The sequence below is a fragment of the Microbacterium sp. SA39 genome, from assembly GCF_000967865.1.
Classification (GTDB): Bacteria; Actinomycetota; Actinomycetes; order Actinomycetales; family Microbacteriaceae; genus Microbacterium.
In genome coordinates, this window is the sequence record NZ_JXRU01000031.1 from 109,519 (window position 1) to 122,453 (window position 12,935).

The window sequence follows — 12,935 nt, forward strand, 5'->3', positions numbered from 1 at the left end:
ACGGAGAGGCCCGGCGCGCGACGCGGCGATCGTCAGCGACGTCGGTGACGCTTCTCGCTCGTCGCCCAGAGCGCCCAGACCACGAGCGCCGGTTGCAGGAAGAGGCGTCCGAGTCGCCTCGCATCAGTATCGAGCCCGGGCGTCGAGCGCTGGGTGCGCCATTGATGGATGTTCCCGGGGAGGACGGCGACGAAGAATGCGGCCGTCGCCCAGCCGATCCGTCGCCGTTCGCGTGGCAGCGCGATCAGCCCTGTCGCGAGCGCGATCTCCGCCGCACCGGACGCGAGGACGATGTCGTTCTTGTCGAGCTTCGTGATCTCCACGGCCCAGTCGGGGACGACCACGCGGAAACCGCGCGTCGAGGTGAAGTGCATGACGCCGATCGCGCCGAGGGCGATCGCGAGGATCCATCGGGCGACTGCTCTCATGTCTTCACGCTACGTGATGGCACGCGCTTTCGCCGTCTCCGGACTCATACCGGGGAGGCAGACGAAGTCAGTACCGGCGTAGCTGTCGGGGCTGTCGCCCCCCTCCTTACGCTGAGGCCATGCGCTCACGTCTCCTCTTTGTTTCCGTCATCACCGTCGTCGTCATCGCCGCCTCCGCGCTCACCGGGTGCGCAGCGTTCGGTCCCGGTCCCGCCGTCAGTCAGGACCGCGAGGTGACCGACGTCACGGGCGTGGAGCTCGACACCTCCGGCGACCTCACGGTGACATCGGGAGCGACACCGTCCCTCCGGGTGACCGCCGGCGAGCGCATCATCGACAGCCTCACCGCTGAGGTCGACGACGGGGTGCTGCGGCTGGGCATGGACGGCGAGCCGCCGCTCCGGTCCGGCGACATCCGGTACGAGCTCACGGTGTCGTCGCTCGAGTCGCTCGCGGTGTTCGGGTCCGGAGACGCCTCGGTCGACTTCACCGGTGCGAGTGCGCCGACGATCACGATCCGGGGATCGGGCGATGTCGAAGCCCGTGGCATCGATGCGTCGGGTGCCGCGCTCACGATCGACGGCTCCGGTGAGATCGCTGTGCGCGACGCCGTCCTGGAGACGCTCACGGTACGCATCGACGGATCGGGGGAGGTGGAGATCGACGGCACGACGACGACACAGAGGGTTGAGATCGGCGGGGCCGGCGGATACGACGCCGAGGGCCTGCGCAGCAGCGATACGTCCGTCACCATCCGCGGCCCGGGCAGCGCCACCGTGACCGCGGAGAAGACGCTCGAAGCGATCATCGACGGCTCCGCAGACATCTCCTACGGCGGAAGCGCCCGCGTGACCCAAGAGGTCTCCGGATCGGGCGACGTCGCCCGACGCTGAGCGAGCGAGCCTGATGGCATCGTGGTCGTCGGCTGACGGTCCGGAGCCGGCGGTCGTACGGGTAACCTGGGTACCGACCCAGATGGAGAGTTTCTGTGCCTGAAAACGCCCGGCCGCACGATGGCTTCGCCCTGTTCACCGACCGCAACGTCGTAGCCATGCGCGTCAACGGCGATCTCAAGGATCTCGCCACGACCGTCACCGAGACTGACGAGGTCGAGGCGGTCACGATCGACAGCCAGGACGGGCTGAACATCCTCCGCCACTCGGCGGCACACGTGCTCGCGCAGGCGGTGCAGCGCATCAACCCGCAGGCGAACCTGGGCATCGGCCCGCCCATCACCGACGGCTTCTACTACGACTTCGGCGTGGAGACCCCATTCACCCCCGAGGACATCAAGGCCATCACGAAGGAGATGCAGCGCATCATCCGTGAGGGTCAGCGCTTCGTCCGTCGTGTCGTCACCGACGAGGAGGCGCGCGCAGAGCTCGCCGACGAGCCGTTCAAGCTCGAGCTGATCGGACTCAAGGGCCCTTCGACAGGCTCAGGGACCCAGAAAGAGATCGCGGAAGGCGCCTCTGTCGAGGTCGGCGAGGGCGAGCTCACGATCTACGACAACACCACCCGCGACGGCGAGGTCGTCTGGAAGGACCTCTGCCGCGGACCGCACCTGCCGAACACCCGCATGATCGGCAACGGCTGGGACCTCACTCGCATCGCCGCCGCCTACTGGCGGGGCAGCGAGAAGAACCCGCAGCTGCAGCGCATCTACGGCACGGCCTGGCCGACCAAGGACGAGCTGCGCGCCTACCAGCACCGGCTCGAAGAGGCCGCGAAACGCGACCACCGCCGGCTCGGCAAGGAGCTGGATCTCTTCTCGTTCCCCGAGGAGATCGGGTCGGGTCTGTCGGTCTGGCATCCCCGCGGCGGCATGATCCGCGGCGAGATGGAGCAGCACGCGCGCAAGCGCCACATCGAGGGCGGCTACACCTACGTGTACACGCCTCACATCTCGAAGGAAGATCTCTTCCTCACCTCGAACCACCTCGTCACGTACAAGGAGGGCATGTTCCCGCCGATCGTGATGGACGAGGAGCGCGACGAGAACGGCGAGATCACCAAGCAGGGCCAGGACTACTACCTGAAGCCCATGAACTGCCCGATGCACATCCTGATCTACAAGGAGCGCGCACGCAGCTATCGCGATCTTCCGCTGCGTTTCGCCGAGAACGGCACGGTCTACCGAAACGAGCTGTCCGGGGCGCTGCACGGACTCACCCGCGTGCGCGGTTTCACGCAGGATGACTCGCACCTCTTCGTGACTCCCGACCAGCTCGAAGGCGAGGTCGCGAAGGTCCTCGAGTTCATCCTCTCGATGCTCCGCGATTTCGGTCTGAGCGACTTCGAGCTCGAGCTGTCGATGAAGGATGACGAGAAGTCGAAGTGGATCGGCTCGGACGAGTTCTGGGAGTCGTCGACCGATGCGCTGCGCCGCGTCGCCGTGGCATCCGGTCTGAAGCTCACAGAGGTCCCCGGCGAGGCGGCGTTCTACGGCCCGAAGATCGACCTCAAGACGAAGGACGCGATCGGCCGTACCTGGCAGCTCTCCACCGTGCAGGTCGACCCGAACCTTCCGGAGCGCTTCGACCTGGAGTTCATGGACAAGGACGGGCAGAAGAAGCGCCCGATCATGATCCACCGCGCGCTGTTCGGCTCGATCGAGCGGTTCTTCGCGATCCTGCTCGAGCACTACGCGGGCGACTTCCCGGTGTGGCTCTCGCCCGTGCAGGTCGTCGGCATCCCCGTCGCCGAGGAGTTCGCCGACTACCTGGGCGAGATCATCTCCACGCTCCGGGACTCCGGCGTGCGCGCCGAGCTCGACACGTCAGACGAACGGATGCAGAAGAAGATCCGCAATCACACCACCGGCAAGGTTCCGCTGCTGCTGATCGCGGGGGAGCAGGACCGAGCCGCCGGCACCGTCTCGTTCCGCTACCGCGACGGCACGCAGGAGAACGGCGTACCGATCGCGGATGCCGTCGCCCGCATCCGCGTCGCCATCGACTCGCACGCTCTCGTGCACACGGCGGGGGATCTGGTGTGACCTCGGCAGAAGACGGGAGTCTGCTCGCGGGGGCGCCCGACGAGTTCCAGCGACTGTGGACCCCGCACCGGATGGCGTACATTCAGGCGGGACCCGAGCCGTTGCGCGAGGAATGCCCGTTCTGTGAAGCGCCGAAGCACGCGGATGCCGATCGTCTGATCGTCGCGCGCGGCGAGACGGCATACGTGCTGCTGAACCTGTTCCCGTACAACTCCGGTCACCTGCTGGTCTGCCCTTATCGGCACATCGGCACCTACGACCAGGCGACGTCGGAAGAGGTCGCCGAGATCGGCGCTCTCACGCAGACCGCGATGCGGGTGCTGCGCGAGGTGTCCCGCTGCGACGGCTTCAACCTCGGCATGAACCAGGGCGCGGTCGCGGGTGCCGGCGTCGACGGCCACCTGCACCAGCACGTCGTGCCGCGGTGGACGTCGGACGCGAACTTCTTCCCGATCATCGCGAAGACGAAGGCGCTGCCGCAGTTGCTCGGCGAGGTGCGCGAGGCCGTGGCGGACGCCTGGCCCCGCTGAGCACCCTCAGGTCGCTGAGCTTGTCGAAGCGCCCGCGGAGTACCCTTCGACCAGGCTCAGGGACCCAGTAGACGGTCAGCGCACCTGGCGCGCGGTGAACTGCATCCGCGGGTGCGCGTAGAACTCCTGGGCTTCGACGAGCTGCAGCTCGCGCTCACCGGAGTCGAGCGTGGCCTTGAGCAGGTCGTAGACGCTGGAGGCGGTGCGCTCGAGCGCCGTCTGCGCACTGCCCGTCTCGACGTAGTGCGCGGTGAAGAGCGCCGCGGTGACGTCGCCGGAGCCGTTGGCCTTCATCGGAAGGTGCGGGGTCTGCACGATCCACGCGCCCTCGTCGTCGACGGCGAGCATCTCGATCGTTCCGTCTTCCCGGTCGGGTCGCTCCACGCTGGTGACGAGCACGGTGCGGGGTCCCATGGCACGGGCGAGGTCGACCGAGGCGAGGGTGGACTCGAGCGTGTCGGGATCGGTCTCGGTGAGGAAGCCCAACTCGAACTGATTCGGCGTGATGATGTCGGCCACCGGGACGACGCGCTCGCGCAGCAGGACCGGGATGGCGGGTGCGACGAAGCATCCGGACTTCGCGTTCCCCATCACGGGGTCGCACGCGTACACGGCGTTCGGGTTGGCCGCCTTCACGCGCGCGACGGCGTCGATGATGACGTCGCCGATACCCTCGCCGCCCTGGTAGCCGCTGAGGATGGCGTCGATCTGTCCGAAGACGCCGCGGTCCTCGATGCCGGTGATGACCTCGCGGACATCGGCCGGGTCGATGAGCGGGCCGCGCCACGCGCCGTAGCCGGTGTGGTTCGAGAAGTTCACCGTGTAGACCGGCAGCACCTCGACGCCGATGCGCTGCAACGGGAACACCGCGGCGGAGTTGCCGACGTGGCCGTAGGCGACGGCTGACTGGATGGAGAGGATCTTCATTCCTCGATCCTTTCATTCTGGGCGAGCCGCAGGTCGCGGCAGGTGATCATCGAGCGGCGGCGACCAGGTCGGCGACGAGTGTCGCGGCATCCTGATCGTCGAGGTCGTGCACGGTGAGGCGCAGGTGGTGTGAGGGTTCGGCACGATCGTCGAGCGCGAACTCGTCGCCGGTGCGGGCGAGCCAGCCGCGCCGCATCAGCCGCTCCGCGACCTCCCTGGCGGGTCGCGGCAGCTGGATCCACAGGCTCAGCCCATCGGATGCCGGTGCCTCGATCCCGTGCTCTCGTAGTCTTGCCGCGAAAGCGGCGTTGCGCTCGGCGTAGTGTGCGGCCGCAGCGGCGACCTCGGCGGTCACCGTCTGATCCGTCAGCTGTGTGAGCGCGAGGCGCTGCAGCAGATGGCTCACCCACGTCGTGCCGGGGCTGAGGCGCATCGCCAGCCGCTCGGCGGTCTCCGCGTCGGTGGCGGCGATCGCGAGGCACATGTCCGGGCCGAGGAACTTCGAGACCGAGCGCACGAGGGCGAATCGGCGATGCCCCGGCCCGATGAGCGACTTGTACGGTCGCTGCGACAGCATCGAGAAGTGGTCGTCCTCGATGATCAGCACGTACGGATGATCGGCCAGCACGGCGCGGAGTTCAGCGGCGCGTTCGGCGGTGAGGCTCGCGCCCGTCGGGTTCTGGGCGCGGGGAGTGCAGATGACGGCGCGGACCCCGGCGTCCAGAGCAGCGCGGAGGCCGTCGACCGTCATGCCCTGGTCGTCCACCGGCACGGCGACGGCACGGTAGCCGCCGAGGCGCACGGTGTGGATGCTGGCGAGGAAGCACGGGTCCTCGAGCGCGACCGCGTCGTCGCGCATCAGAGCCTGGGCGAGCAGGCGCTCGACGGCATCGACGGCGCCGCTGGTGATCGTGATGCGGAAGTCCGCATGGAGGTCGGCGGCGACCCAGTTCCGTGCCCAGTCCTCCAGACCGCGATCGATCACGGGCTCGCCGTAGAGCACGGGCCTGCTCGCGATGTTCATCAGCGCAGGTGAGGGGTCGGGGATCAGGCGCGGGTCCGGGTTGCCCGTGCCGACGTCGCGCAGCACCGTGTCGGCGGCGTAGCCCTCCTGTGCGACGGCCTCGTGCCCCGTCACCACGGTCCCGGCCCGGCCGCGCGAGACGACGAGTCCGGCCTGAGCGAGCTGACGGTAGGCGGCGACGGCGGTGTTGCGGTTCACCCCGAGTCGTGTGGCGAGTTCACGGACCGGCGGCAGCGGACTTCCCGGACGCAGGATGCCGCGATCACGGAGCCCGCGCACGCTGTCGGCAATGTCCGCGGCGGTCGTTCCAGTGATGTCGTCGCTCATGAGTCCTCTCGTGTCCTCCCGACGATTCTAAGTCGTTTCGGACAGTGCTATGTTTGGCCTAGATCAATACCGACTTTGACCGCCGACAGCGGTGTGCCCGACAGGAGTCCTCATGACAGACCAGACCACCACCGGGTCCTCGCGCGTCAAGCGCGGCCTCGCCGAGATGCTCAAGGGCGGCGTCATCATGGACGTCGTCACCGCCGAGCAGGCCAAGATCGCCGAGGATGCCGGCGCCGTCGCCGTCATGGCGCTCGAGCGCGTTCCCGCCGACATCCGCGCCCAGGGCGGCGTCTCGCGCATGAGCGATCCCGACATGATCGACAGCATCATCGACACGGTCTCCATCCCGGTCATGGCCAAGGCGCGCATCGGTCACTTCGTCGAGGCGCAGATCCTGCAGGAGCTGGGCGTCGACTACATCGACGAGTCCGAGGTGCTCTCGCCCGCCGACTACGTGAACCACATCGACAAGTTCGGTTTCACGGTCCCGTTCGTCTGCGGTGCCACGAACCTCGGCGAGGCGCTCCGTCGCATCAACGAAGGCGCGGCGATGATCCGCTCCAAGGGAGAGGCCGGCACCGGCGACGTCTCCGAGGCGATGAAGCACATCCGCAAGATCCGCGGCGAGATCGCCGCACTCACCGCCCTGCCGAAAGACGAGCTGTTCGTCGCGGCCAAGGAGCTGCAGGCGCCGTACGAGCTGGTCGCCGAGATCGCCGAGACCGGCAAGCTCCCCGTCGTGCTGTTCGTCGCCGGTGGCGTGGCCACCCCCGCGGATGCCGCGATGATGATGCAGCTCGGCGCCGACGGCGTTTTCGTCGGCTCCGGCATCTTCAAGTCGGGCAACCCGGTCGAGCGCGCGAAGGCGATCGTCAAGGCGACCACCTTCTTCGACGACCCCAAGATCGTGGCGGAGGCCTCGCGCGGACTCGGCGAGGCCATGGTCGGTATCAACGTCTCCGACCTCCCGGCCCCGCACCGCCTCGCCGAGCGTGGCTGGTAGCCCCAGGGTCGGCGTCCTCGCGCTGCAGGGCGACGTGCGCGAGCACGCCGCCCTGCTCGCGGAACTGGGGGCCGACGTCATGCTGGTTCGGCGCCCGGAAGAGCTTGCGGCCGTCGACGGTCTCGTCATCCCCGGCGGGGAGTCGAGCGTGATCGACAAGCTGTCGCGCATCTTCGGCATGCAGGAGCCGATCCGCGCCGCGATCGCCGGTGGGATGCCGGTGCTCGGCACCTGCGCCGGGCTCATCATGCTCGCCGACTCGATCGTGGATGCGATCGACGGACAGGAGTCCTTCGGCGGCATCGACGCCGTGGTGCGCCGGAATGCGTTCGGCCGTCAGGTCGAGTCGTTCGAGGCCGAGCTCGTCGTGCCCGAACTCGGTGAAGGGCCGGTGCGCGCCGCTTTCATCCGCGGTCCCGTCGTCGAGTCGGTCGGTCCTGCCGCCGAGGTCCTTGCGGCGCTGCCCGACGGACGCGTGGTCGCCGTCGAACAGGGCGGCCTCCTGGGATTGAGCTTCCACCCCGAGATCACGGGGGAGAAGCGCTTCCACGTGCGCTTCCTGGATCGGGTGCGAGCGCGCACGGGCCTGTCCGCCTAGCGAGATACCAGCCGGCGGATCGCCTCGACCGTGCGATGGATGTCGTCGGGAGTCGTGACCCACGACGACATCGAGCATCGGAGTGCTGCGCGTCCGCGCCACTCGGCGCCCGTCACGGCCGCCGTGCCGTCGTTCAGTATCGCCGCGCCGAGGGCTAGGGTCGCAGCATCCGATCCCGCGCAGAACATGACCTGTGTGTAGTCGACGTCGTTCAGGATCTCGATCTCCGCGATCGAGGAAAGTCCCTGCGCCATCGCGACCGCATTCGCGTGCAGCCGGTCGACGAGCGCCGCGATCCCCGACCGTCCCAGGCTCCGCATCGCGGCCCACGCCGGAACGCCCCGTGCGCGTCGTGACAGCTCCGGGGTGACATCCCACGGATCCAGGCCCGAGTAGATCAGGTAGTCCCCGCCGGTGCGGAACGCGGCGATCGAATCGGCGGGATCCCGCACGATCGCCATCCCGCAGTCGTACGGCACGTTCAGCGTCTTGTGTGCATCCGTGGCCCAGGAATCGGCCTGCTCCATCCCGGAGGTCAGCGACCTCAGGGAAGCGGATGCCGCGGCCCACAGGCCGAAGGCCCCGTCGACGTGCACCCAGGCCTCGTGCCGCTTCGCGATCGGGATGAGCGCGGCGAAGTCGTCGAAAGCCCCGGTGTGCACCTCTCCGGCCTGCAGGCAGACGATCACCGGGCCTTCACCGTCGGCGAGGACTGCCTCCAGGGCATCCGGACGCATCCTGCCCTGGTCGTCGGTGTCGACGACGATCAGTTCTGAGCGTCCGATCCCGAGGAAGCGCGCGGCCCGGTCGATCGACCCGTGCCGATCTGTGCCGACGACGAACCGCAGAGTAGGAGCCTCGCGGAGTCCGCGCTCGGCGAGGTTCCATCCCGCTCGGCCGAGTACGGCGACGCGCGCCGTCGAGAGGCAGGTGAAGTTCGCGAGCTGTCCGCCCGTCACGAAGCCCACGCTGGCGGATGCGGGCAGGCCGAACAGGTCGAGCATCCACTGCCCGGCCACTCTCTCCATCGCGACGGTCGCGGGGGTGAGGGTCGACGAGCCCGAGTTCTGATCCCACGCCGAGACGAGCCAGTCCGCGGCCAGCGCGGCGGGGTGCGTCGCCCCGATCACGAAACCGAAGAACCTGCCGCCGGGGATCGCGACGAGCCCAGGATCGGCGTGCGCTGCCATCTCCTCGATCACCGCTACGGGATCGACGCCGTCCTCGGACAACGGGCCTCCGAACACGGCGAGCATGTCGTCCAAGGAGGCTCGCGGCCAGACCGGTCGCTCGTCGACCGTGTCCAGGAATGCCAGCGCGGCGTGGTGCGCGGCGTCGAGCGCACGCGACCGATCATCAGGGGGAGTGGCGTCCATGGATCAGGACTACACCCGCCGGTCGCCCCGCGCCAGGGCATGCGTTGTCCCGGTCCTGCTCGAAGGCCGCGACCCTCGGGATTAGACTGGACGACGCCTTGGGTGCGAGCTCCGGGCGGATACGACGAGCGGAGAACCATGTCCGGGCATTCCAAGTGGGCGACCACGAAGCACAAGAAGGCCATCATCGACTCCCGCCGGGCGAAGTCGTGGGCCAAGCTCATCAAGAACATCGAGGTCGCAGCCAAGCTCGGCGGCGCCGACATGGCCGGCAATCCGACCCTGTTCGACGCGGTGCAGAAGGCGAGAAAGACCTCTGTCCCCAAGGACAACATCGACCGCGCGGTGAAGCGCGGCGCGGGCATCGGCGGCGAGGCCGTCGAGTACACCTCGATCATGTACGAGGGCTACGGACCCAACGGCGTCGCCCTCATGATCGAGTGTCTGACCGACAACAAGAATCGAGCGGCCGCAGAGGTGCGCACCGCCCTGACCCGCAACGGCGGCACCCTCGCCGACCCGGGCAGCGTGGCCTACAACTTCAGTCGCAAGGGCGTCATCGTCGTCGGCTCGGAGGGCACGACCGAGGACGACGTCATGCTGGCCGTGCTCGAGGCCGGTGCCGAGGAGATCGAGCCGCATGCTGAGGGCTTCGAGGTCATCACGGACGCCACCGATCTGGTCACGGTCCGCAGCGCGCTGCAGGAAGCCGGCATCGACTACGAGTCCGCCGACGTCGAGTTCGTCCCGAACCTGAAGGTCGAGATCGACGCCGACACCGCGCGGAAGATCTTCCGCCTCATCGACGCGCTCGAAGACAGCGAAGACGTGCAGAACGTCTTCACGAACTTCGATCTGTCGGCTGACGTGCAGGCCGAGCTCGAGAACGACGACGCCTGAGGCGAGCCTGACGCCCCTCCGCCGCCGCCCGGCTTAGCCTGGGGGAGTGACCTCCTCCCTGCGCGTGCTCGGTATCGACCCCGGCCTCACACGTTGCGGCGTGGGCATCGTCGACGTCGACCGGTCACGACGCGGGACGCTCGTGCACGTGAGCGTGATCCGCTCGTCTCCCGATGCGGAGATCGGTGACCGGCTCGCGATCGTGGCCGCCGGCATCCGTGATGCGATCGCCGAACATCGGCCGGATGCCGTTGCCGTCGAGCGGGTCTTCGCGCAGCAGAACACGCACACCGTGATGGGCACCGCCCAGGCGAGCGGCGTCGCTCTGCTGATCGCCGCCGAATCCGGACTCCCCGCGGCGACTCACACACCGAGCGAGGTCAAGGCGGCGGTGACGGGCTACGGCTCCGCCGACAAGCGCCAGGTGCAGGCGATGATCGCTCGGATCCTCCGTCTGGACGCACCGCCGCAGCCGGCGGATGCCGCGGACGCCCTCGCGATCGCGCTGTGCCACGCGTGGCGACGCGGCGGTGCGGTCGCCGCGCAGGGGGCGCTCACCCCGGCGCAGCGCGCCTGGGCCGCCGCCGAGCGTGTCGCTCGAACATAGCTACGAGTCACGCTCTAGGCTGAGAGGATGATCTCCTCTCTGCACGGTGTCGTCCTGCATGCGACATCCGATCAGGTCGTCATCGAGGTGGGCGGAGTCGGCTTCTCGGTCGCCGTGCCGGCGGATGTCGCGCACACCGCGACCGTGGGCGAGCAGCTCCGGCTGCACACGAGCCTGATCGTCCGTGAGGACTCGCTCTCGCTCTTCGGATTCGTGGAGCGCGATGAGCTGGAGATCTTCGGCCTTTTGATCAGCGTGACCGGCGTCGGCCCGAAGTCGGCCCTGGGGGTGCTCTCGCATCTCACGGTCGATCAGATCGCTGACGCGGTCAACGCCGAGGACGACGCACCGTTCCGACGCGTCTCCGGCATCGGGCCCAAGACAGCGAAGCTCATCGTGCTGCAGCTCGCCGGGAAGGTGCACCCGACGGCGACTCCGAAGAGGAACGCGGCCTCCCCGGGCACCGACGTGGTCTCGCAGGTGGCCGCAGCCCTCATCGGCCTCGGTTGGTCGGAGAAGGTCGCGACAGAGGCGGCCGCCCAGACCGCGGCGGACGCGACGGATGCCGAGCGCGGCTCGGTCTCCTCCCTGCTGCGACACACGCTCGCGCTGCTGGGACCGGCGCAGGGGGGCCAGGCGCGTGTCTGACGCCCGCGACGCCACCGAGCCGGCCGACGACACCGAGCTCGCGATCGAGGGCGCGCTGCGCCCCACCAGCCTCAGCGAGTTCGTCGGCCAGCAGAAGGTGCGGGGTCAGCTGCAGCTTCTGCTCGAAGCCGCGCGCATCCAGAGCCGCCCCGCCGATCACATCCTTCTCGCGGGCCCGCCCGGGCTCGGCAAGACCACGCTCGCCATGATCGTCGCGCACGAGAGCGAGCGGCCCCTGCGGCTCTCCAGCGGCCCCGCGATCCAACACGCCGGCGATCTCGCCGCGCTGCTGTCGAGCCTCGTCCCCGGCGAGGTCCTGTTCATCGACGAGATCCACCGCATGGCGCGCTCCGCCGAGGAGATGCTGTACCTCGCGATGGAGGATTACCGCATCGACATCATGGTCGGAAAGGGCGCCGGAGCGACCAGCATCCCGCTGGAACTCGCCCCCTTCACGCTGGTGGGGGCGACGACCCGGTCGGGCCTGCTGCCGAACCCGCTGCGCGACCGGTTCGGGTTCACCGGACACCTCGAGTTCTACGAGGAGCACGAGCTCGAGCAGGTCATCGAGCGATCGGCCGTCGTGCTCGGCGTCGAGATCCCGCGGGATTCGCTGGCCGAGATCGCGCGCCGCTCGCGTGGCACCCCCAGGATCGCGAACCGCCTTCTCCGCCGCGTGCGCGACTACGCGCTGGTGCACGGCGACGGCTCGGCGACCATGCACGACGTCCGTGCCGCGCTGGAGCTGTACGACGTCGACGCGATCGGTCTCGACAGGCTGGACCGTGCGGTGCTCGAGGCACTGGTCCGACGCTTCCGCGGGGGACCGGTTGGACTCAGCACGCTCGCGGTTGCGGTCGGCGAAGAGGGCGAGACGGTCGAGAGCGTCGTCGAGCCGTATCTCGTCCGCATCGGTTTTCTCGGGCGCACTCCGCGCGGCCGGGTGGCGATGCCGGAGGCGTACGCACACCTCGGCGTGCCGCATCCGGACGGGACGCTTCGTCTTGATGACCTATAATCGCTGAAGACTTCCCGGATACCTCTGTGCGCCCAAAGGCTGGTGCGTGCACCTGCGAAAGGCGCTTCCCCCATGCCCATGGAATTCCTCCTCTTCGGCCTCCTCGCCGTCCTCCTCGTCTTCATGATCTTCAACACGCGCAAGCGCACGAAGCAGATGAAGGCCGAACAGGAGGAGAAGGCGACCAAGACCGTTCCCGGCGTCAAGGTCCTGCTCCAGGGCGGCATCTACGGCACGATCGTCGCGTACGACCCGGAGGATCTCGACTCCCCGGCCCTCGTCGAGATCGCACCCGGCACCATCATCGAGGTGCACAGCCAGGCCATCCTCCGCATCGTCGAGCCCAAGGACGTCGTGGTCGAGGACGCACTGGTGGATGCGCCCGCCGACGAGGCTCAGGTCGCAGACGCGCCGGTCGTCGCGTTCGACGAACGTCCCGCCGCAGCAGCCGACGCTCCGGCGATCGAGACGCCCGAGGAGACGCGCGCCCGCCTCGAGCGGGATGCAGACGACAAGTAAGACCGCCGCCAGCGCTGCTTCCCGCATCT

The 12,935-nt window shown here is 68.6% G+C and carries 14 protein-coding genes; 10 read left to right on the forward strand and 4 right to left on the reverse strand.

Annotated elements, in window-relative coordinates:
• Positions 1–32: 32 nt before the first annotated feature.
• Positions 33–428: a DoxX family protein gene (locus tag RS85_RS07250; RefSeq protein ID WP_046012762.1), complete on the reverse strand. Its 396-nt coding sequence runs from the start codon at positions 426–428 to the stop codon at positions 33–35.
• Between the two features lie 119 nt (positions 429–547).
• Here RS85_RS07250 and RS85_RS07255 point away from each other — a divergent pair, with 119 nt between their 5' ends.
• From RS85_RS07255 to RS85_RS07265, 3 genes are all read left to right on the forward strand, one after another.
• The gene (locus tag RS85_RS07255; protein ID WP_046012763.1) at positions 548–1,321 is read left to right on the forward strand and encodes a GIN domain-containing protein; all 774 of its coding nucleotides are present in this window, start codon (positions 548–550) and stop codon (positions 1,319–1,321) included.
• A 158-nt stretch (positions 1,322–1,479) separates the two neighbouring features.
• Positions 1,480–3,426 carry a threonine--tRNA ligase gene (thrS, locus tag RS85_RS07260; RefSeq protein WP_046012850.1) on the forward strand — a complete coding sequence of 649 codons (1,947 nt, stop codon included), beginning with the start codon at positions 1,480–1,482 and terminating at the stop codon, positions 3,424–3,426.
• Positions 3,423–3,956, forward strand: coding sequence for an HIT family protein (locus tag RS85_RS07265; protein WP_046012764.1), 534 nt, complete (start codon positions 3,423–3,425; stop codon positions 3,954–3,956). Before thrS ends, RS85_RS07265 begins: the two co-directional genes overlap by 4 nt.
• A gap of 75 nt (positions 3,957–4,031) precedes the next feature.
• Here RS85_RS07265 and pdxY read toward each other — a convergent pair whose 3' ends face one another.
• A complete protein-coding gene (pdxY, locus tag RS85_RS07270) occupies positions 4,032–4,883 on the reverse strand; it encodes a pyridoxal kinase PdxY (protein WP_046012765.1) in 852 nt (283 codons plus the stop codon).
• Between the two features lie 46 nt (positions 4,884–4,929).
• Positions 4,930–6,234 (reverse strand): aminotransferase class I/II-fold pyridoxal phosphate-dependent enzyme, encoded by a 1,305-nt coding sequence (locus tag RS85_RS07275; protein WP_046012766.1) that lies wholly within the window; start codon positions 6,232–6,234, stop codon positions 4,930–4,932.
• 112 nt (positions 6,235–6,346) lie between these two features.
• Between RS85_RS07275 and pdxS the strand changes: the two genes are divergently transcribed.
• Positions 6,347–7,240 (forward strand): pyridoxal 5'-phosphate synthase lyase subunit PdxS, encoded by an 894-nt coding sequence (pdxS, locus tag RS85_RS07280; RefSeq protein WP_046012767.1) that lies wholly within the window; start codon positions 6,347–6,349, stop codon positions 7,238–7,240.
• Positions 7,230–7,838, forward strand: coding sequence for a pyridoxal 5'-phosphate synthase glutaminase subunit PdxT (gene pdxT / locus RS85_RS07285; RefSeq protein ID WP_046012768.1), 609 nt, complete (start codon positions 7,230–7,232; stop codon positions 7,836–7,838). The genes pdxS and pdxT overlap by 11 nt, the downstream gene beginning before the upstream one ends.
• On the opposite strand, the gene RS85_RS07290 is transcribed toward pdxT, so the two are convergent.
• The gene (locus RS85_RS07290) at positions 7,835–9,214 is read right to left on the reverse strand and encodes a pyridoxal phosphate-dependent decarboxylase family protein (RefSeq protein WP_046012769.1); all 1,380 of its coding nucleotides are present in this window, start codon (positions 9,212–9,214) and stop codon (positions 7,835–7,837) included. The genes pdxT and RS85_RS07290 overlap by 4 nt on opposite strands.
• A gap of 138 nt (positions 9,215–9,352) precedes the next feature.
• Here RS85_RS07290 and RS85_RS07295 point away from each other — a divergent pair, with 138 nt between their 5' ends.
• The 5 genes from RS85_RS07295 to RS85_RS07315 all read left to right on the forward strand — a co-directional run bounded on the left by RS85_RS07295 (position 9,353) and on the right by RS85_RS07315 (position 12,906).
• Positions 9,353–10,114: a YebC/PmpR family DNA-binding transcriptional regulator gene (locus tag RS85_RS07295; RefSeq protein WP_046012770.1), complete on the forward strand. Its 762-nt coding sequence runs from the start codon at positions 9,353–9,355 to the stop codon at positions 10,112–10,114.
• Between the two features lie 46 nt (positions 10,115–10,160).
• A complete protein-coding gene (gene ruvC / locus RS85_RS07300; protein ID WP_046012771.1) occupies positions 10,161–10,721 on the forward strand; it encodes a crossover junction endodeoxyribonuclease RuvC in 561 nt (186 codons plus the stop codon).
• A 27-nt stretch (positions 10,722–10,748) separates the two neighbouring features.
• Entirely contained in the window at positions 10,749–11,369 is a 621-nt protein-coding gene (gene ruvA / locus RS85_RS07305; RefSeq protein WP_046012772.1) for a Holliday junction branch migration protein RuvA, read from the forward strand.
• The gene (gene ruvB / locus RS85_RS07310; protein ID WP_046012773.1) at positions 11,362–12,387 is read left to right on the forward strand and encodes a Holliday junction branch migration DNA helicase RuvB; all 1,026 of its coding nucleotides are present in this window, start codon (positions 11,362–11,364) and stop codon (positions 12,385–12,387) included. The genes ruvA and ruvB overlap by 8 nt, the downstream gene beginning before the upstream one ends.
• 72 nt (positions 12,388–12,459) lie before the next feature.
• Positions 12,460–12,906 (forward strand): preprotein translocase subunit YajC, encoded by a 447-nt coding sequence (locus RS85_RS07315; RefSeq protein WP_327037202.1) that lies wholly within the window; start codon positions 12,460–12,462, stop codon positions 12,904–12,906.
• The last annotated feature ends 29 nt before the right edge of the window (positions 12,907–12,935 follow it).